The 20,208-nt window shown below is 65.5% G+C and carries 19 protein-coding genes; 3 read left to right on the plus strand and 16 right to left on the minus strand.

The window, feature by feature from the left end; translation table 11 throughout:
- Positions 1 to 89: 89 nt before the first annotated feature.
- The 10 genes from AC6IY7_RS04450 to coxB form a co-directional block, all read right to left on the minus strand.
- A complete protein-coding gene (locus tag AC6IY7_RS04450) occupies positions 90 to 689 on the minus strand; it encodes a GNAT family N-acetyltransferase (protein ID WP_497781839.1) in 600 nt (199 codons plus the stop codon).
- 10 nt (positions 690 to 699) lie between these two features.
- Positions 700 to 2,112, minus strand: coding sequence for a threonine synthase (gene thrC / locus AC6IY7_RS04455; protein WP_497781840.1), 1,413 nt, complete (start codon positions 2,110 to 2,112; stop codon positions 700 to 702).
- A gap of 105 nt (positions 2,113 to 2,217) precedes the next feature.
- Positions 2,218 to 2,946: an SURF1 family protein gene (locus tag AC6IY7_RS04460; protein WP_497781841.1), complete on the minus strand. Its 729-nt coding sequence runs from the start codon at positions 2,944 to 2,946 to the stop codon at positions 2,218 to 2,220.
- On the minus strand, positions 2,936 to 3,316 hold the full coding sequence (locus AC6IY7_RS04465; RefSeq protein WP_497781843.1) for a DUF983 domain-containing protein: 381 nt from the start codon (positions 3,314 to 3,316) through the stop codon (positions 2,936 to 2,938). Before AC6IY7_RS04465 ends, AC6IY7_RS04460 begins: the two co-directional genes overlap by 11 nt.
- 105 nt (positions 3,317 to 3,421) lie before the next feature.
- Entirely contained in the window at positions 3,422 to 4,285 is an 864-nt protein-coding gene (locus AC6IY7_RS04470) for a cytochrome c oxidase subunit 3 (RefSeq protein ID WP_497781845.1), read from the minus strand.
- Between the two features lie 125 nt (positions 4,286 to 4,410).
- Complete coding sequence (locus tag AC6IY7_RS04475) at positions 4,411 to 5,001, minus strand: cytochrome c oxidase assembly protein (protein ID WP_497781846.1); 591 nt, start codon at positions 4,999 to 5,001, stop codon at positions 4,411 to 4,413.
- Between the two features lie 7 nt (positions 5,002 to 5,008).
- The gene (locus AC6IY7_RS04480; RefSeq protein WP_497781847.1) at positions 5,009 to 5,194 is read right to left on the minus strand and encodes a cytochrome c oxidase system small membrane protein; all 186 of its coding nucleotides are present in this window, start codon (positions 5,192 to 5,194) and stop codon (positions 5,009 to 5,011) included.
- Positions 5,195 to 5,206: 12 nt separating this feature from the next.
- A complete protein-coding gene (locus AC6IY7_RS04485) occupies positions 5,207 to 6,145 on the minus strand; it encodes a heme o synthase (RefSeq protein WP_497781848.1) in 939 nt (312 codons plus the stop codon).
- Between the two features lie 103 nt (positions 6,146 to 6,248).
- On the minus strand, positions 6,249 to 7,916 hold the full coding sequence (gene ctaD / locus AC6IY7_RS04490) for a cytochrome c oxidase subunit I (protein WP_497781849.1): 1,668 nt from the start codon (positions 7,914 to 7,916) through the stop codon (positions 6,249 to 6,251).
- 54 nt (positions 7,917 to 7,970) lie between these two features.
- Positions 7,971 to 8,849 (minus strand): cytochrome c oxidase subunit II, encoded by an 879-nt coding sequence (gene coxB / locus AC6IY7_RS04495; RefSeq protein ID WP_497781850.1) that lies wholly within the window; start codon positions 8,847 to 8,849, stop codon positions 7,971 to 7,973.
- Between the two features lie 345 nt (positions 8,850 to 9,194).
- Between coxB and AC6IY7_RS04500 the strand changes: the two genes are divergently transcribed.
- Complete coding sequence (locus AC6IY7_RS04500; protein WP_497781851.1) at positions 9,195 to 9,728, plus strand: invasion associated locus B family protein; 534 nt, start codon at positions 9,195 to 9,197, stop codon at positions 9,726 to 9,728.
- 196 nt (positions 9,729 to 9,924) lie between these two features.
- A complete protein-coding gene (locus AC6IY7_RS04505; RefSeq protein WP_497781852.1) occupies positions 9,925 to 10,587 on the plus strand; it encodes a hypothetical protein in 663 nt (220 codons plus the stop codon).
- Here the strand turns inward: AC6IY7_RS04505 and AC6IY7_RS04510 are convergent.
- From AC6IY7_RS04510 to AC6IY7_RS04530, 5 genes are all read right to left on the minus strand, one after another.
- Positions 10,565 to 11,899: an FAD-binding oxidoreductase gene (locus AC6IY7_RS04510; RefSeq protein ID WP_497781853.1), complete on the minus strand. Its 1,335-nt coding sequence runs from the start codon at positions 11,897 to 11,899 to the stop codon at positions 10,565 to 10,567. The genes AC6IY7_RS04505 and AC6IY7_RS04510 overlap by 23 nt on opposite strands.
- A gap of 618 nt (positions 11,900 to 12,517) precedes the next feature.
- Positions 12,518 to 13,786, minus strand: a complete 1,269-nt coding sequence (locus AC6IY7_RS04515; protein WP_497781854.1) for a class I SAM-dependent RNA methyltransferase — start codon at positions 13,784 to 13,786, stop codon at positions 12,518 to 12,520.
- Positions 13,783 to 14,523, minus strand: a complete 741-nt coding sequence (locus AC6IY7_RS04520; protein ID WP_497781855.1) for a TlyA family RNA methyltransferase — start codon at positions 14,521 to 14,523, stop codon at positions 13,783 to 13,785. Before AC6IY7_RS04520 ends, AC6IY7_RS04515 begins: the two co-directional genes overlap by 4 nt.
- A complete protein-coding gene (locus tag AC6IY7_RS04525) occupies positions 14,517 to 15,155 on the minus strand; it encodes an NrsF family protein (protein ID WP_497781856.1) in 639 nt (212 codons plus the stop codon). Before AC6IY7_RS04525 ends, AC6IY7_RS04520 begins: the two co-directional genes overlap by 7 nt.
- Positions 15,152 to 15,670 (minus strand): sigma-70 family RNA polymerase sigma factor, encoded by a 519-nt coding sequence (locus tag AC6IY7_RS04530; protein WP_497782779.1) that lies wholly within the window; start codon positions 15,668 to 15,670, stop codon positions 15,152 to 15,154. The genes AC6IY7_RS04525 and AC6IY7_RS04530 overlap by 4 nt, the downstream gene beginning before the upstream one ends.
- A gap of 259 nt (positions 15,671 to 15,929) precedes the next feature.
- On the opposite strand from AC6IY7_RS04530, the gene AC6IY7_RS04535 reads away from it, so the two are divergent.
- Positions 15,930 to 17,252, plus strand: a complete 1,323-nt coding sequence (locus AC6IY7_RS04535; protein WP_497781857.1) for a L,D-transpeptidase family protein — start codon at positions 15,930 to 15,932, stop codon at positions 17,250 to 17,252.
- Positions 17,253 to 17,455: 203 nt separating this feature from the next.
- Here the strand turns inward: AC6IY7_RS04535 and AC6IY7_RS04540 are convergent, their stop codons facing one another.
- Complete coding sequence (locus tag AC6IY7_RS04540) at positions 17,456 to 20,125, minus strand: class I SAM-dependent methyltransferase (protein ID WP_497781859.1); 2,670 nt, start codon at positions 20,123 to 20,125, stop codon at positions 17,456 to 17,458.
- Between the last annotated feature and the right edge of the window lie 83 nt (positions 20,126 to 20,208).

Below are 20,208 nucleotides of genomic sequence, written 5' to 3' on the forward strand. Positions count from 1 at the left end.
TAGGCTGAGAGATGTGTGCCAGAGAGAATCGGGGCTCGGCTGTGCGGATTCGAAACGCGGCGAGGATGTGAGCGATCGGGAGCCGCCGCTCAGACCGGCCGGCGGGTCGGCGATGGGTCGCTGTCGAGCCGCGCGAAGAGGAGATGGTCGCGCCACTGGCCGTTGATGTTGAGATAGGCCCGGGCGAAACCCTCCTGCTTGAAGCCATTGCGCTCGAGGAGGCGGATGGAGGCGGCGTTGGACGGCAGGCAGGCCGCCTCTATGCGATGCAGGCGCTGGCGGTTGAAGGCATAGTCGAGCGCCGCCCGCACGGCGCGGGACATATAACCCTTGCCGGCATAGGGCTCGCCCATCCAATAGCCGAGTGTCGCCGCCTGGGACACGCCGCGCCGCACATGGCCGAGCGTCAGCCCGCCGACCAGAACATCATCCGCCTCGCGGAAGACGAAAAAGGAATAGGCCTCGTCGCGGGCCATCTCCTCGGCGTGGCGGCGCACGCGATAGCGGAAGCTGCCGCGGGTCAGATCATCGGACGGCCAAGTCGGCTCCCAGGGCGTCAGAAAAGCGCGGCTGCGTTCCCTGAGCGAAGCCCAGGCGACGAAATCGCGCATCTCCGAGCCACGCAGATAGACGCCCTCGCCGCGCAGCGGCAGGTCGCGATAGGCGGGGACGAGACCGAAGAGCGCCATGGCCGCCGTCTCACGCCGTCGCGCGCGCCGCGCGGGCGCGTTCGGAGATGAAGGCCGCGACCTTCGCCGCATCATTGTCGAGCACGGTGAAGCGCTCCGGCGCGGTCAGAATATGCGCGAGATGGTCCGGCAGCGGCGGCCGCACGCCGATCGCGCGCTCCACCGCATCCGGGAATTTGGCCGGATGGGCGGTGGCCAGCGACACGATGGGGGTCGACGGGTCCAAGGCGAGGCGCTTTCGCGCCGCGTGAACGCCGGTCGCCGCATGGGGATCGAGAATATAGCCGGTCTCGCGATAGGTGCGGGCGATCTCTTCCGTCGTGTCGGCCTCATAGGCGGCGCTCGCCTCGAACTCCGCGCGAATGGCGTCGAGCGGCGCGGGGGCGACGGTAAAGCCCTTCGACTGCTCCAGCGCGCCCATCAGCCCGCGAATTTGCGCGGCGTCGCGGCCATAGGCGTCGAACAGCAGACGCTCGAAATTGGAGGAGATCTGAATGTCCATCGACGGCGATTGCGTCGGCGTCACCTCGCGCAATTCATAACGCCCGGTCGCCAGCGTGCGCGCGAGAATGTCATTGGCGTTGGTGCCGATGACGAGCTTGCCGACGGGCAGGCCCATGCGCTTGGCCACATAGCCCGCCAGCACATCGCCGAAATTGCCGGTGGGCACGGCAAAGCTCACCGCGCGATGCGGCGCGCCGAGCGCGACGGCGCTGGTGAAGTAATAGGCCGTCTGCGCGACGACGCGCGCCCAATTGATCGAATTGACCCCGGCGAGGCCGACGCTCTCGCGAAAGCGGGCGTCGCGGAAGAAGGATTTCAGAATCGATTGCGCATCGTCGAAAGAGCCTCGGAGCGCGATGGTGTGGATATTATCGGCCGCGACCGTCGTCATCTGCCGGCGCTGCACGTCGGAGACGCGCTCATGCGGATAGAGGATGAAGACGTCGACGCGCTCCAGGCCGGCGAAGGCCTCGATCGCCGCCGCGCCCGTGTCGCCGGAGGTGGCGCCGACGATTGTCGCGCGCAGATCGCGGCGGGCGAGGACCTCGTCCATCATGCGCCCGAGCAATTGCATGGCGACGTCCTTGAACGCCAGCGTCGGCCCGTGGAACAGCTCGAGGACGAAGAGATTTTCGGCGATCTGCGTGAGCGGCGCGACGGCGCTGTGGCGGAAGCCGGAATAGGCGCCATGCGTCAGCGCGCGCAGCGCCTCGCCGGTGAAGGCCTCGCCGAGGAAAGGCGCGATGATGCGCGCGCTCGCCTCCTCATAGGGAAGGCCGGCGAGAGAAGCGATGTCGCCGCGCGCCAGCCCCGGATAGGAGACGGGCGCATAGAGGCCGCCGTCGGAGGCGAGGCCGGCGAGGAGGACGTCTTCGAAGGCGAGCGCGGGAGCTTCGCCGCGTGTGGAAATGTAGCGCACGGCGTCTCTTCTAACCCGCCGACCCGGCGCCGGGAAAGTCCGAAGGCGCCGAAAGTCGTCGCGAGTTGTCGCGGCGAAAGAAGCTCAGAGGCGCGAATGGCCGCGTCAGCGCTGCTTCAGCCGCCCCGCGGCGTAGAAAGCGAAGCCGCCGGCCACCGCCGCGGCCAGCGAAAACCAGGTGATGGCGTAGGAAAGGTGATTATTGGCGAGCTCGATATTGTGATCATAGACGCGCGGCAGGCCGCGCGCCGGCGCGGCGGGATCGAGCTCCAGCATGAAAGGCGCAGCGTCGGAGAGTTGCAGATAGGCGGCGAGAGACCGCGGATCGCTCGTGTAGAACAGCCCCTGCTGCGGCGAATCGGCGGGCGTGAACAAATTGCGCGCCTGCGGGCCGCGCAGCAGGCCGGTGAGCGTCACATCGCCGGAGGGCTCGCGTTTGCGCGTCTCATCCGCGCGCAGCGAGAGCGGCAGAAAGCCGCGATCGACGAGCACGGCGCCGCCCGCGTCGAGCAGGAAGGGCGCGATCACGCGATAGCCCGGCTCCACGCCCGCGCCCGATGGCGGGGCAGAGAAGATCAGCGCCTCGCGCGAAAGGTCGAAATGGCCGGAGACGCGCGCATGGAGGAAGTCGTAGTCATTCGGCGCGAGGGCCGCCCATTGGCCGCGCGGCGGCGCCTCGACCGGCGCGCCCGTCGCGCGCGTCTCCACATGAGCGATCAGCGCCTCCTTCCAGACGAGGCGGCGCAACTGCCAGACGCCGAGCCCGGCGAGCAGCGCCACCATCGCCGCGGTGAACAGCGCCGGTCCGAGAAGCGCGCGCGCCTCAGTTCTCATCGGCGCGGCGCCCCTCCTCCGCCTTGTTGAAATATTGCAGCGCGATCAGCAGGCTCTTGGCCGGCCGCAGCAGGCCGGCGCAGACGATGACCGTCAGCGGCAGGAAGATCAGCCCATGCACCCAATAGGGCGGGGAATAGGCGACCTCGACATAGAGCGCCGCGCCGACGACGATGAAGCCGGCGATGGTCATCACGAAGACCGCCGGCCCATCGCCCGAATCGGCGAAGGCGAGATCGAGCCCGCAGACCTCGCAGGCGGGCGCGATCTCCAGGAAGCCGCGGAAGACATGCCCCTTGCCGCAACGTGGGCAGCGGCCGAGCAGGCCGGCGACATAGGGTGAGACGGAGGGGTGTTCGTCGGCGGACATAGGTTCCTTTCCGTCGCGGGCAGAGGGCGCGACGCCTGATAGAACAAGAGAAGCGCCGACGTTCCCGCCGGCGCTTCTCTCAGAAGCCGAAATGGGCGCGCCCGCTCACTCCATCGCGCCGCCCCAGTTGCCCCACACATAGATGGAGGCGAACAGGAACAGCCAGACGACGTCGACGAAATGCCAATACCACGCGGCGAACTCGAATCCGAGATGCTGCTCGGGCTTGAACTGGCCGGCATAGGTGCGCGCCAGGCAGACGATGAGGAAGATCGAGCCGACGATCACATGGAAGCCGTGGAAGCCGGTCGCCATGAAGAAGGTCGAGCCATAGATCGAGCCTTTGAAGGCGAAGGGCGCATGGGCGTATTCATAGGCCTGGACGCAGGTGAAGATCAGGCCGAGCGCGATGGTGGCGATCAGGCCCTTCTTCAGCACGCCGCGATCATTGTGCAGCAGGCCGTGATGCGCATAGGTGAGCGTCGCGCCGGAGGTCAGCAGGATCACCGTGTTGAGCAGCGGCAGATGCCAGGGATTGAGCACCTCTATCCCATGCGGCGGCCACACGCCCTGGAACAGCTCGGTGCGCGCGACCATCTGCGGATCGGCGGGGAAGATCGCCGAATTGAAGAAGGCCCAGAACCAGGCGACGAAGAACATCACCTCGGAGAGGATGAAGAGGATCACGCCATAGCGGTGATGCAGCTGCACCACCGCCGTATGATGGCCCTCGTGCTCGGCCTCGCGGATGATGTCGCCCCACCAGGACCACATTGTGAAGAGGATGGTGGCGAAGCCGGCGCTGAACAGCACCGGGCCGCCGATCTTTATGCCGAGCAGCGGCAGGCCCTTCATCCAATAAATGGCCCCGATCGCGGTGAACAGCGCGGCGAGCGCGCCGACGAGCGGCCACGGGCTCGGATCGACGAGATGATAATCGTGACTTGGTTTCGCGTGTCCGTCCGACATGTTCATTATCCTCGAGATTTCGCCGGCCGGGCCGGTCTCGTTCACTGGGCTCCATTCGCTCGGGATGGTTCGTCCCGCCGCGGACGCCCCCCGTCGCATTCTCGCTTTTCTCAGGACTTCTTTTCTCAAGACTTGGGCTTCGCCGGCTCGCTCGCCGCCTCCTTGGGCTTCTTGGTGGCGAAGAACGAATAGGACAGAGTGATCTCCTCGACCCGGTTCATCGTCTCGTCTTTCTCGAGCGCCGGATCGAGAAAGAACACCACCGGCCATTCGGCGCTCTCATGCGGCGCGAGCTTCTGCTCCGAGAAGCAGAAGCAGGCCAGCTTGTCGAAATAGGCGCCCGCCTGGTCCGGGCTGACATTATAGGCGGCGACGCCGCTCGTCTCCCGATCGGAGAGATTGACGACCTTGTAATAGATCGTCGCCGTCTCGCCGGTGCGCACCACGATGCGAGGCGTCTCCGGCTCGAAGCGCCAGGGCAGATCGCGCGCGACATTGGCGTCGAAACGCACGCCGAGCCGCCGCTCGCCGGGCTTGGCGGGCGCGACCTTGGCGACCTGCGTCGTGCCGCCGAAGCCGGTCGCCGAGCAGAAGGCGCGATAGAGCGGCACGGAGGCGAAGGACAGAATCAGCATGGCCACGGAACCGCCGATCAGCAGCCCCGCGCCCTTGCCGGCGCGGCCTCCGCTCTGTTTCTTCGTGTGATCCTCGCTCATGCCGATCTCACCCCGCCCGCGGCACGACATTGCCGCCGAGCTTCACTATGGTGACGAAATAGAAGAGCGCCACGAACAGCGCCACGGCGACGCCGATCGCTATGTTGCGGGCGCGGCGGCTTTTCGCTTGCTCCGGCGTGAGGACGACGCCCTCTTGCCGCTCGGATGTGTCTTCGGGTCGATCGATCGCCATGAATTCCTCCGCTCAAGCGAGCCAGGACGAGAGGAAAAGAAGCCTCTCGACCACCAGAACCATGAACAATAGCGACAAATAGACGATGGAGAAGAAGAAGAGGCGCATCGCCGCGCGGCGCGCCTTCTCGCCGTCCCGGCGCAGATAGACCTCGACGGCGCCGGCGATCAGCGCCGCGCCAAGCAGCAGCGAGACGACGCCATAGACCGGCGAGGCGAAACCCAGGAGATAGGGCGCGACGCCGATGGGCGCGAGCGCGATGGAATAGGCGAGGATCTCGATGCGGGTGCGCGTTTCGCCAAGCACATTGGGCAGCATGGGAATGCCGGCGCGGCCATATTCCTCGCGCTTGACCAGCGCCAGCGCCCAGAAATGCGGCGGCGTCCACATGAAGATGATGGCGAACAGCACGATGCTGGAGAGATCAACGGAGCCGGTCGCCGCGGCGAAGCCGACGACGGGCGGCAGCGCGCCGGCCGCGCCGCCGATGACGATGTTCATCGGCGTCGAGCGCTTCAGCCACATCGTATAGACGACAACATAGAAGAAGATGGTGAAGGCGAGCAGCGCCGCCGCCAGCCAATTGGCGACGAGGCCGAGCGTGAACACCGCCATGATGGAGAGGAAGAGGCCGAAGGCGAGCGCCTCCTGGCGGTCGAGCCGGCCGGAGGGAATCGGACGGCGGCGCGTGCGCGTCATCAGAGCGTCGATATCGGCGTCATACCACATGTTGAGCGCGCCCGACGCGCCCGCGCCGACAGCGATGGCGAGCAGCGAGGCGAAGGCGAGGAAGGGATGCGGCGCGGCGGGCGCCAGCAGAATGCCGGCCAGCGCCGTGAACACGACGAGCGACATCACACGCGGCTTCAGCAGGGCGAAATAATCGCCGGGGGCGGCGACAGGCGCGCGCGGGGCCGAAGCGTCGTCGATGATGAAGGAGGCGTCGCTCATTCTCGTTCTCGCGCTCGTTCTCGTTCCGGAGTTCCTCGAGAAGATCGGATCATTGGTTTGGTCGGGCCGCGGCAGCTCGCCGCCGCGGCCCGACCAATGCCCGTCAGTGATGGCCCGAGCCGGTGATGCGCGGCAGGGTCTCGAACTGATGGAAGGGCGGCGGCGAAGGCAGCGTCCACTCGAGCGTCGTGGCGCCGACGCCCCACGGATTATTGCCCGCCTCACGCTTGCGCAGGAAGGCCTCAGCGACCGTGTAGAAGAACACCAGCACGCTGACCGCGGCGATGGCGGCGCCGACCGACGACCAATAGTTCCACAGCGCGAACGCGTCCGGATAGTCGATGTAGCGGCGCGGCATGCCGGCGAGGCCGAGGAAGTGCTGCGGGAAGAAGACGAGATTGATGCCGATGAACAGCGTGACGAAGTGCAGCTTCGACAGCGTCTCGTTATACATGTAGCCCGTCATCTTCGGGAACCAGTAGTAGAAGCCCGCGAAGACTCCGAACACCGCGCCGAGCGACATGGTGTAGTGGAAGTGGGCGACGACGTAATAGGTCTCGTGCAGCTGACGGTCGGCCGAGGCGTTCGCCAGCACGACGCCGGTGACGCCGCCGAGGGTGAACACGAAGATGAAGCCGATCGCCCACCACATCGGCGCGCGGAAGGAGATCGAGCCGCCCCACATGGTCGCGATCCAGGAGAAGATCTTGATGCCGGTCGGCACCGCGATGACCATTGTGGCGAAGACGAAATAGCGCTGCGCGTTGAGCGACAGGCCGACCGTATACATGTGGTGCGCCCACACGATGCAGCCGAGGAAGCCGATCGACACCATGGCATAGGCCATGCCGAGATAGCCGAACACGGGCTTGCGCGAGAAGGTGGAGACGATGTGGCTGATGATGCCGAAGGCCGGCAGGATCAGCACATAGACTTCCGGATGGCCGAAGAACCAGAACAGATGCTGGAACAGGATCGGATCGCCGCCGCCGGCCGGATCATAGAAGGTGGTGCCGAAGTTGCGGTCCGTCAGCAGCATGGTGATGGCGCCGGCGAGCACGGGCAGCGTCAGCACCAGCAGGAAGGCGGTGACCAGCATGCCCCAGGCGAACAGCGGCATTTTGTGCAGCGTCATGCCCGGCGCGCGCATGTTGAAGATGGTGGTGATGAAGTTGATCGAGCCGAGGATCGACGAGGCGCCGGCCAGATGCAGCGACAAGATCACATAATCCATCGCCGGCCCGGGATGCCCCGTGTTGGACGACAAAGGCGGATAGAACACCCAGCCGCCGCCGAAGCCGAGCGAGCCGGGAGCGCCCTCCGCGAAGGTCGACAGCACCACCAGCACCAGCGCCACGGCGAGCAGCCAGAAGGAGATGTTGTTGAGGCGCGGGAAGGCCATGTCCGGCGCGCCGATCATGATCGGCACGAACCAATTGGCGAAGCCGCCCATCAGCGCCGGCATGACGAAGAAGAAGATCATCAGCACGCCATGGGCGGTGATGAACACATTATAGAGGTTCTTGGCGGCGTCGATATTGGTCGGATCGGTCCCGTGCAGCAGAGCGGAAATGCCCGGGAAGACCGAAATGCCCGGATGGGCGAGCTCGGCGCGAATCGCCAAGGACATCAGAAAGCCGATGAGGCCGCCGATGACGGCGAGGATCAGATAGAGCGTGCCGATGTCTTTGTGATTGGTCGAGAAGAGAAAGCGGCGCAGGCCGGTGGGATGGTCGTGGTGGGCCCCCGCCTCGGTCGAGATGGCGTCCATGGTCGTGATCCTCGGAGAATGCTCGGGTTGTGTTCGGTTCGGCTCGGAAACTGGTCAGCGCGCGTCGCGCTCGACGGCGACGCGCACGCGCCCGTCGTCGGCCTTGGCGAATTTCTTCTTCGCCTCGACCAGCCATTCGGCGTATTTCTCCTTGGAGACGACGCGGATGGCGGCCGGCATGAACGCATGATCCTTGCCGCAGATCTTCGAGCACTGGCCGTAGAAGAGACCTTCCTTCTCGGCCTTGAACCAAGTCTCGTTGAGACGGCCGGGCACCGCGTCGATGCGGATGGTGAAGGCCGGAATGGTGTAGGAGTGGATCACATCGGAGGCGATCACCTGCAGCTTGATCACCTCGCCGACCGGCACCACGGCCTCATTGTCGACCGAGAGCAAGCGGACATCGCCATTTTCGGGCTTCAGCTCCGCTTCGGGCTTCAGGAATTGATCGAAGGAGAAGCCGCCGCCCTGATCCTCCGGATAGGCGTAGGACCAGTACCATTGATTGCCGGTGACCTTGATCGTCACCTTCGGCTCGGGGATCTCCATCTGATGGGCCAGCAGACGGAAGGACGGAATGGCGATGAACACCAGAATGAGCACCGGGACCAGCGTCCAGACGATCTCGAGGCCGGTGTGATGGGTCAGCTTGGAGGGAACGGGATTGGCGTGCTCATTGAACCGCCAGCAGACATAAATGAGAAGGCCGAGAACGAAGAGACCGATGAAGCTGATGATGGGCAGCAGAATCACATTGTAGAAAAACTGCGTCTCGGCGCCGACTTCCGTCACCGTCGCCGGAAGGCCGAGACCTCCCGGAGTGGGCTGGCCCAACACCTCCGCGCTTGCGACGCCCGCGAGCAGGAGGAGGGAAGATAAGGCGCCGGCCGTCAAGGCCGCGCGGCGGAATGTGGGTCGTCTGCCGATGAGCATGAAGATCGCCTCTCGGACCTCAGGAACAAGGTCGTTATGATTCTGTTATCCGGTTGTTTTGATCGAGCCGAACCCGCCACAAATCCGGCCCGTCAGGTATTCCCACGCGGGTTCAACCACAAACGGCGGCGCCGCGCAATCGCTGCGGCGCCACAGTCTGCCTGACAAAAAGTCGCGCCACCTCTCCATGCGCAAAATTACAGCGTCGGCGCCCTTCCGCTTGACAGCGGGCGGCCATTTGCTACGCAGAGCCTCGTCTTCGCGATTATTCGTAACGCCCCGTTTTGGCCCGGTTTCGATCGTAAGGGCCATTGGAATCCGCATCGAAGAAAACATGGAGCGAAAATGAGGCCGCACGCCGCCGTTCACCGGCTCGCGAGGTTGCGACATGTGGTCGCGGGGCTGTTTTTCGCAGTCGCAGCATGGGCGGCGGCGTCGCCCGCCACGGCGCAGGGCGCGGTCAAGTCCAAATTTGGCGACTGGGAGATTCGCTGCGAGACCCCGGCCGGCGCCGCCGCCGAGCAATGCGCTCTGATTCAGAGCGTGGCGGCGGAGGACAAGGCCAATGTCAATCTGGTCGTCGTCGTCTTGAAGACCAGCGACGGCAAGAGCCGGCTGCTGCGCGTCATCGCGCCGCTCAATGTGCTTCTGATCAAAGGCCTCGGCCTCACCATCGACAAGACCCGCATCGGCGACACCGGCTTCGTGCGCTGCCTGCCCTCCGGCTGCGTCGCCGATGTCGTCATGGACGATGCGCTCGTCGATCAGCTCAAGAATGGCAAGACGGCGACTTTCGTCATCTATCTGACCCCGGACGAGGGCGTCGGCCTGCCGCTGTCGCTGGCCGGCTTCAAGGAGGGATTCGCCAAACTGCCGTGATGGCGGTAAGGCGTGCGTCGACAAGGGTGGAGCGCGCCCCCTCCCTCACCCTCCCCCGCTACGCGGGCGAGGGGGCGGCGGGCGCGACACGAACCTCGGATGACGCGCCGAATCTGCTCCCTCTCCCGCGCAGCGGGGGAGGGTTGGGGAGGGGGCCGGCCGAGCAAAGGGTGAAAGGCCGATGGACACGGGACGGATGATGCCGCGCTTTTTCGCGATTCTCTCGATTTCCGCGCTTACGGCGGGGCTCGCGGCGGGCGGAGCCCGCGCATTCGACATTCCCAATCCCTTCTCGGTCTTCGGCGGCGGCGAGAAGGCGCCGCAGAAATCCGACAGGCCCGCGCAGGCTGCGCCGGGCTCCGCGGTCGATTGTCCCGAGATTCTCGTCGACACCGGCGCCGCCACTCTGCGCGTGCCGCCGGGCGCGGATAATTCCTCGGTCCGCTATCAGCTCTCGCTCCTGCATCTCGCGCGCGAATGCTCGGTCTCGGGCGATCAGATTCTGATCAAGGTCGGCGTGGAGGGAGCGGCCGTGCTCGGCCCCACCGGCCAGCCGGGCTCCTTCTCGGGCACGCTGAAGATCGCCGCGCGGCGGCAGAAGGACGAATCGATCCTCGCCTCCAAGAGCTATCATGTCTCGGCGAGCGTTCCCGCCGGCGCCGCGCGCGGCGAGTTCCGCGTGATCTCGGAGCCTTTGTCGGTCCCCTATCTCGGCGCGCAGGCGGCCGATGATTACGAGATTCTCGTGGGCTTCGAAGGCGGAGCCGCCGACAAATCGGCGCCGGCGCAAAAGCGCCGCAAGCGCCAAGCCCGCACGCCAACAGAAGCTCGCACGCCTACAGAAGCTTCCCCGGATTGAGGATGCCATTGGGGTCGAGCGCCGATTTGATCGCGCGCATCAGCTCGAGCGCCACCGGGTCCTTCACCTTGCGCAACAGATCGCGCTTCAGCACTCCGACGCCATGCTCGGCGGAGACCGAGCCCGCATATTTCGTCACCAGCCCGTGCACGATCTCATTGATCTCCTCGCGGCGGGCGAGGAAGGCGGCGCGGTCGGCGCCCTCGGGCTGCGAGATATTGTAGTGGATATTGCCGTCGCCCATATGGCCGAAGGGCGTCGGCCGCGCGCCCGGCGCATGCGCCGTGACGAGGGCGCTCGCCTCCTCGAGAAATGCGGGAATCGATTCGAGCGGCACGGAGACGTCGTGCTTGATCGAGACGCCCTCGGGCTTTTGCGCCTCCGGCAGCGTCTCGCGCAGCTTCCAGAGGCCGGCGCGCTGCTCGAGCGTCGCGGCGAGCGCGGCGTCCTCGGCGATCCCCTGCTCTAGCGCCTCGCCCAGCAATTCGGTCAGCAGTTCCTCGACGCCGCTCTCGGCGGGCGAAGCGAGCTCGATCAGCACATACCATTCATGCGCGCCGGCGAGCGGATCTCGCGCGCCGCTGATATGCCGCAGCACGAATTCGACGCCGATGCGCGGAATCAATTCGAAGGCGACGAGCGCCGAACCGGCGCGCGCCTTGGCGAGCCCCAGCAGCGACAGCGCCGCGCGCGGATCGGCGAGGCCGACAAAAGCCGTCGCGCGTGACCGCGGCAGCGGAAATAGCTTCAGCGTGGCGGCGGTGATGATTCCGAGCGTGCCCTCCGAGCCGATGAACAAATGGGCGAGGTCATAGCCCGTATTGTCCTTGCGCAGCTTGGAGAGACCCGACAGCAGCCGCCCGTCGGCCAGCGCCACCTCGAGCCCGAGCGCGAGATCGCGCGTCGCGCCATAGGCGATCACATGCACGCCGCCGGCGTTGGTCGCGAGATTGCCGCCGATCGTGCAGCTGCCTTCGGCGCCGAGCGAGAGTGGGAAATAGCGGCCCGCTTCCTCCGCCGCGGCCTGGGCGTTGGCGAGAATGACGCCGGCTTCGACCGTCATCGTGTCGGAGGCGGGATCGATCTCGCGGATTTTGTCGAGCTTTTGCAGCGACAGCACGATCTGCGCGCCGCTATCATCGGGCGTCTGGCCGCCGACGAGCCCGGTGTTGCCGCCTTGCGGAACGACGCCGACGCCGGCCGCGTCGCAGAGGGCGAGAACGGAAGCGACCTCGCGGGCGCTGCGCGGCTTGACGACGCAGAGAGCGCGGCCATGAAAGGAGTCGCGCGGCTCGCGCAGATAGACCGCCATATCCTGAGGATCGACGATGACGCCGGCAGCTCCGACGACCGCGCTCAGGCGATCGAGCAGCGCCGTGTCATCGCGTCCTTTTTCGACGGCGGTCAGAGACGATCACCTTAGATTCGAAGGTCACCAATGGCGACGACGACGCGCTTCATCAGAGCGGCGGACCCGCACATAAGCGGCGGCGGCGACAGGAAGTCCGCCGAGGACGATACTGCACAATGTTGCGGCGAGAAGCGCATTCATGTGACCATCTCCTTCCAGATTCGAGCGCGGACTCACAAGGAGCCGGCTCCCCACGCTGGACATGGACGCAAATCCTATGCCCAACTCGGCCGGGCTGGCAAGACAAATCCCCCGCTCAGTCCCGAAATGCTTTCTGAAATCCGTTCGTTGCCACATGAATCTCATCGCGGGAATCTAGGTTTCCCGGGCCATTGCGCCATAGGTGGACATACGTAGAAAAAGCGCGCCGACGAAAGCGCCGGGCCGGCGAAAGCCCCTTCCCCAGCCCTCCCCCGCTGCGCGGGAGATGGGGAAGATTCCGCGTGTTATCAAATGTTTGTGCAATGGCTGCCGCCCCTCTCCCACGTCGTGAGGGAGGGGGCCGCCTTTTGCTTTTCGCTAGCGCGACAATAGCCGTCGGCGCGGCGCGGCCTCGGCCGCCCGCTCGAAGAGAGCGACGACCTCGAGATGAGGCGAATGCCGAAATTGATCGACCGGTGTGATGAATTTCGCGCCATATCCGCCTTTGCTCAGAATTGCGGCGTCGCGGGCGAAGCTCTGCGGATCGCAGGAGACGGCGACCACGCGGCGCACGGTCGAAGCCGCGAGCGCCTGCGCCTGCGCCATGGCGCCGACGCGCGGCGGATCAAAGACGACGGCGTCGAAACGGCTCAGCTCCTGAGCGTCGAGCGGACGGCGGAAGAGATCGCGCGCCTGCGCCGAGATCGGCCGCAGCCCCCTCGCCGTGCGGGCGGCGCGGTCGAGCGCCTCCACCGCCGCCACATCTGCATCGATGGCGGTCACTTGTGCGGACGCCGCGAGCCGCAGCGCGAAGGCGCCGACGCCGCAGAAGAGATCGGCGATTCTCTTGGACTTCTCGCCGACGCCCCGCGCGACGAGGCGGGCGATGGCCGCCTCGCCCTCGGCTGTCGCCTGAAGAAAGGCGCCGGGCGGCGGAAAAACTTGCGTCTTCCCGACCATCACCCCGGGCGGGAGGCGCAGCGTCACCAGCCGTCCGTGATTGGCGAGACGCGCGAGATCGAGGTTTTCGGCGAGCTCGAGCAGCGCCAGCATCTCGCGCTCCTCGAGCTCGCCGGCGCCGCGAATGTCGATATCGAGCCCGCCCGTCGTCGCCGTCACGGCGATGTCGAGCGGCTTGCCGCGCCCGGCGAGCGCCTGCGCCAGAGCGCGCGCCGCGGCGGGGGCGCCGGCGAGGTCCTGCTCGAGCAGCGGGCAGGCGTCGATCTCGACGAGATCATGCGAGCGCGCGCGCATGAAGCCCACGCGCGCCACGCCCTTCTCATAGCGCGCATGGAAGGTCACGCGCCGACGCCCGGCGCCATGGGCGTCGACGAGCAGCTCGACCGGCCAATCGAGGCCGGCGTTGCGCAGCGCCGTCTCGGCGAGGCTGCGCTTCCAGCGCGCATAGGCGGGCTCGGTCAGAGTCTGCACTGCGCAACCGCCGCAGATTCCATACTGCGGGCAGAAGGGCTCGATGCGATCCGGCGAAGGCTCGAGGATATCCACGAGACGCGCGCGCTCGCCCTCCGCCTCGACGAGCACGGTCTCGCCCGGCAGAGCGAAGGGCACGAAGACGAGCCCCTCTTCGGCGCGGGCGACGCCCTCGCCGCGATGCCCCAAACGTTCGATCACGAGCCGCCGCATCACATCCGCCTTGCATGGAGAAGAAATTCGCGATTTCCGTCGCCGCCCGCGATCGGCGACGCGATGACGCCGAGAACGCGCCAGCGGAGCGTCTCGACCTCCACTGAGACGCGCGCGCAGACTTGGGCATGGACGGCCTCGTCGCGCACGACGCCCTTCTTGCCCGCTTTGCGGCCCGCCTCGAACTGCGGCTTGAGCAGCGCGACGAGCTCCGCCCCCACGGCCGCGAGCGGCAGAACGGGCGGCAGAACGAGAGCGAGCGAGATGAAGCTCGCATCGACGACGATCAGCGACGGAGCTTCATTAAGATGCGCCGCCGCGAGCGCGCGCGCGTCGAGGCCTTCGAGTGAGGTCACGCGCGGATCGGCGCGCAATCTCTGGTGCAATTGATCATGGCCGACGTCCACCGCGACGACATGGCGCGCGCCAGCGCGCAGCAGAGCGTCGGTGAAGCCGCCCGTCGAGGCGCCGATGTCGAGGCAATAGCGGTCTTTGGCGTCGACGGCGAAAGCCTCGAGCGCATGGGCGAGCTTCACGCCGCCGCGCGATACGTAAGGATAGGGCGCCTGCGCGACGATCTCGGCGTCCGGCGGAACGAGCTGCGAGGGCTTGGCGATCCTGCGGCCGTCGACCGCGACGAGGCCGGCGAGAATGGCTTCGCGCGCCTTGGCGCGGCTCTCGAACAGGCCGCGCTCGCACAGCGCAACATCGACGCGAAGCGGCTCGCGCGGGCTCACCATCGCAGCAGGCGCGAGCCGAGCGCCGAGCCGGCGAGCGCCACCCCGCCGATCGCCAGCGAATACCAGACGGCGACGAAGAGCGGACTGTCGTCCTGGCAATGGGTCGCATAGAAGCTCGCGGCCAGCGCGCCGGCGACGAGGCCGGCGACGGCGCCCGCGAGCGCCGGACGGCTGGGCGCGCCGCGCCGCAGCGCGAGCAGCAGAATCGCCAACGGGCCGATCGCGATGAACGGAATGAGCAGCAGGCAGGCGCGCGCATTGAGCCCGACGAGGCGGGCGCCCCAGCTCGACGCGGGCGCGGCGAAAAGCTCGAGGACCACGGCGACGAGCAGCACGAGCAGCGCCAGAAGCGGCGCGAATCGCCAATAGCCGACCGGCGCGCCCGGCGTGGCGAGACGCCGCAACAGGCCGACCCCGGCGGCGAACAGGCTGAACGTCACGGCGAATTTCGCGAGAAAGCGCAGGTTCTGAATTGCCGCGCCGAGATCGGGCCGGACGCCGACCGAGGCGAACAGCACGAAGCCGGCGACGAGGGCGGCGGCCGCGAGCGACAGAGCGAAAATCCGCGCGAAGCGAAAACGCGACGGCGAATGGTCCGCGACGAGCGCGCCGATCAGCTCTTCCGTTCTCATTTCTCGCCTTTCCGATAGAGCGCCGCCAGAGTCTTGATCGCCCGATGCAGGGCCACGCGGACGGCGCCCTCGCTCATGCCGTGTCGCTCTGCGGCCTCCTTCACCGAATGGCCGTCGATAGACAAGAAACGCACCAGATCGCGCTGGCGTTCGCCGAGCGCGCCGAGCAGACGATCGACGTCCTGCCGGTCGAGCCCGTCGTCCGCCGCCTCGGGCGCCGCGAGATCGAATGCGTCGTCGATCGGCAGCGGCGTCTTGGCGCCGCGCCGGCGGCGGGCGTCGATGAGCTTGTTGCGCGCTATGGTCATGATCCAGGGGCCGATCGGCCGGTCCATGTCCCAGGTGTCGCGCTTCAAATGGACGGCGAGCAGCGTTTCCTGCACCACATCCTCGGCCTCGCCGACATCGAGGCCGAGGCGCGCGCAATCGCGCCGCGCGACGCCGCGCAGCGCCGGCGTCAGCGACAGCAGCAGCCGCTTATAGGCGCCCGAATCGCCCGCTATCGCGGCGCGCATCAGCACGGCCCATTCCTCCTCGGCGTCTCGCGCTCCCAAACGTCCACCTTGTCATTCGTGAAAAAGCGCCTTCTCGTTACGTCATGCGCCGGGTCGGCGTCGAGTGTCGGCGTCGAGTGTGTCCTGGTGATTTTCGCAGCGCGTCACAAAAACGCCGGACTATTCGCGCCTTCTTAACGAAAGAATCGCAAATCTATCGATGCGCCGCGCGACCGCGGCCTCGCCCTCGACGAGGGCGCAGTCGGATTGGAGCTTCCCTGTGCGTAGGTTTTCGAAGTCCGTCTTTTCGCTGGGCGCTCTCGTATTGGCCTGCGGCTCGGCGCCGACGGCGATCGCCGCGGGCGACGCCTATGACGGTCAGGCCGAATGGGCGCAGCGCTATGACGCCGATCCGCGGCTCACCGTCTCGCGCTCGACGACCCCCATCCTCTCCGCGCAGACGGTCGCCGCGACCGAGGCCGCCATCACGCAGCTGCAGGACATTGTCGCGCGCGGCGGCTGGCCCATGGTGCCGGCCGGCCAGCAGCTGCGCCTCGGCTCCAACGGCCCGGCCGTCTCGGCGCTGCGCCGCCGCCTCATCGTCTCCGGCGACATCGGCGCCGAGGCGGGCGCGAGCCCCGTCTTCGACTCTTACGTGGAAGCCGCGGTGCGGCGCTTCCAGGCGCGTCACGGCGTCAACGCCACCGGCGTCGTCGCGCAGCAGACCTTCGCCGCGCTCAACGTGTCCGCCGAGCTGCGTCTGCGCCAGCTCGAGACCAATCTCGTGCGCCTGCGCAGCTTCTCGCGCGATCTGGGCAATCGCTATGTGACGGCGAATATCCCCGCCGCCACTGTGGAGACAGTGGAGAACGGCTCTGTCGTCACCCATCACACCGCAGGGGTCGGCAAGATCGACCGCCAGTCTCCGGTGATGCAGACCAAGGCGATCCAGGTCAATTTCAACCCGTTCTGGACCGTGCCCGCCTCCGTCATCCGCAAGGATCTGATCCCGAAGATGCAGGCGGACTCCAACTATCTCTCGGACAATCACATCCGCGTCTACAATAAGGAGGGCGTCGAGCTCCCTCCGCAGCAGATCAACTGGAACTCGCTCGAGGCGCTGAACTACAAGTTCCGCCAGGACACGGGCGGCGACTTCAACTCGCTCGGCGTGGTGCGCATCGACATCGCCAATCCTTACGGCGTCTATATGCACGACACGCCGGCCAAGGGCATTTTCGGCGACGATTTCCGCTTCGTCTCCTCCGGCTGCATCCGCCTGCAGAATGTGCGCGACTATGTCGCCTGGCTCCTGAAGGAGACGCCCGGCTGGGACCGCGACCATATCGACGAGGCGATCCGCTCCGGCGAGCGCATCGACGTGAAGATCACGCCTGCCGTGCCGGTCTATTGGGTCTATGTCACCGCCTGGGCGACGCCGGAGGGGGTGATGCAGTTCCGCGAGGATATTTATCAGCGCGACGGGCTCGGCATGACAGCCTCCGTCCCGCAACAGTCGGCCCCCGCGCCGACGCCGGTGGCGTCGCGACAGGCGTCGCGCGGGTCGCAAATGCTGCCGGTGTTCGGCGAAGAAGAGAATTGAGCGGCGACCGCGAACGGGGCCGGGCCGTCAATCTTAAGCCCGATAGAGCTTTGCGTCGCGGCCGTGAGCGCTCGCTACGGCGGCGGCCCCTGCCGGTTGACGCAGGCGCGGTAAGCCGGAGCCGATCGCACAGCCTTTCCCCGTGCGCGCCGGCCCGCTCACGGAGCCATAGCGCCGCGAGCCAGGGGGCGTAGTGAGGTTTGCTATGCCGGCGCCCTGCCCTTCGGCAGGCATAAAATATCAGAGATCCGATGGTCCAATGTCGCCTTTTCCAAGGTCGCCGGATCATAGGCGACATAGCCGAGCTCTTCGACGGTCTTGAACAGATCCGCATCGTCCGCGGGTGAGAACCAGGCGAACCACTCCACGAACAGAGCCGGTTGGTAAGCGCGGATAAACTCGGCGCTGCCGCGAAGGATTTCCTTGTCGTAGCCTTCGCAATCCGTCTTGATAAAAGAGACGGTCGAGAAATCCTCGACGCCGCATTCTCTCAGAAGCGTCAGCAGAGTCACGCCGCGCGCCTTGTAGCGGTTGACGGAGGCGGCTGCGATCTTGCCCGTGCACTCCTCCGAATAATGCGTGTTCTCGATGACGCCGCCATTGCAATGCGCATTGCCGTGATCGGACAGCTCGATCTCGTCGACATCCTGCTCGGTGATCGCGCAAGGCATGATCTTGAAGTCGGCGATATGCGCATTCATCGCGAGATTGATGGTCATCACTTTCAGAACTTCGGGATTGGGCTCGACGACGATGACCTTGCCCTGCCGGTTGTTGACCCGGTCATAGACGAACAAGCCCATTGGAACGGCCGTGTCGCCGGAATGGCCGCCGACGTCGACGATCGTGCTGCCCGGCTTGATGAAGCGCGGCCAGTTTTGGCGCTCGAGGTCTTCGACGATCCAGGAGAAGCTCCTCGGAGTCTCGCCTTGATGATCCCATTCGCACCAGAATGCACAGCCCGGACGACCGAGCCAGCGATCGGCCTCTAGCGCGTGGAGCGTCCGCACCGGCTTCAAATCATAAACGTTTTCACTCATCTTTCGATCGCCTGTCTCTCTTGTGACGGGAGTCGTCGCCGCGGCGCCGTCGGCGCGGGCTACGTCGACCGACGTCACAGATCCTTCGGCTCTCTCCATGCCGTCGCCCGCCTTGTCGACAGCAAAGAGCCAAGCGCCGCCATCCATTTCAAATCGGTCGTATCGCGGCCAGCGCGCACGCAGATGTCGAAGAATATCCAGCCGCACCGGCGACAGGTAATTCTCTGTCACGATCGGCCGCAAATTGCGCACAGCGTCGAAATAGGCCGATGCGGGCGCGCGATTGATATTGTCGGAGTCGAAAATGGCCTCGACCGCCAGTTCGGCATGATAGCTGTGAATGCCGCGTCGATCCGAGAGATATCGGGCGATCGTTTCGCGATCATAGAGCAGATGCATATGGCTCGGAAGCTGACGCAGCGTGAAGTCCAGCGCCGGATTGCCGCCGTCGCGATAGAGATGATGGCCGATCGCTCCTGTCCACACCGGCCCGAATTCGGAAAAGACGACGCCGCCGTTTTTCGTGATGCGCGCGGCTTCTCGGCATGCGCTCTCTATGTCGTACAGATGCTCCCATACGGACATGAAAATAACCGCGTCGAACGTGTCGTCGTCGAATGACGTCCTGCCGCAGATGTCGCCAATGATGACGGGGAACCCCGTTCCATAGGCGTCGATATGGTCTTCCCATAGAGCAAGACGCTTTGCCGAACCGATGCTTTCCTGCGCCATCAACGCCTGCGCCTGGGCCTCGGAATAGCCGACGAGCAGCACATTCTTGCCCGCGAGATGCATATGCGAAGAGAGCCTCTCGACGGCGTTCCGCGAATGATTCCTCAGCGGTCCCGGAAACGGCAGTTGCTCGATCGGAGGCAATTCGTCCGCTGCGATCATCGCATCGTCGACGGCTTCCGCGAAGTAGAACAGAAAGTCGAATTGACGCGGGGATTTTTTCAAGACGTCCGGAATGTCGAGATCGGCGACGTCCTTCAAAGTGGGCGAACGCACATGCGTCAGCTCGGGCGTGTAGTCGGTCAAGAATTTCGAGATGACGTCGGCGTTCGCCTCGCGGAAATGGCGGTGATTGTGCTTTCCAAATCTCGTCGGCTTCGCGACCGTGTCGGCATTGGAGCGTGTGCGCTCCACGATCGACTGCATTTTCAACGCGAGCGCCTCCAGGCCGCCCATGCTGGAAAAATGCCATCCGCCATTCGGCACTCGGCGCTCATAGGGATACAGCGCCCGCGCATAGCCGGTGCTTATGCACGCGCTGCGCGGACTGATCGGGTCGCCGAGCCGCGCTCCTTGCGGCATGATTCCCTTCAACAAACCATATCGACACGCCACTGTCCCGAGCCAAGGCGTGTTGTTATAGTGACAATCGGAATTATTATTCACGAAATACTTCTTCATCATCATTTCGAAAATGGCGATGCGCGCCTCCGAAAGCACGCCCGGCAGCTCCGCGACGCATTCGGGACGCGGTATTTCGTCGATATCCGACACCATGATGATGTCGTCGTCGGCGAGGCCCATCAATGAGAGAGGGCGCAGAATGCAGTTTCTCTGCAAGTTTTCGACAATCCACCCCAACTCCCACGCGCTGCCGAAGGCGCCGGGCATGTCGTCGATCACGTAATGAATAATATCGTAGCCCGCCTGCCGAAGCTCAGAAACCGCCTCGCCGAGCAATATCGGCTTGCTCGCTCCGGTATGCGTCTTGGTCGACTCCACGACGACAAACGAATCGACGACATTCGTCAGTTCGGCGACCCGCACCATGAGCATGTCGATTTCATTGAAACCAATGACGCAGTCGATAATCTTGGGCATGAGGCACCACTGCTCCGAAAACGTAAGCGCTGCCCGCTTATCACATGTCGAAGCCTGTGCTGTCCAGCAAAGGGCGCGACGGC

The sequence above is a fragment of the Methylosinus sp. is20ea genome, assembly GCF_059718135.1.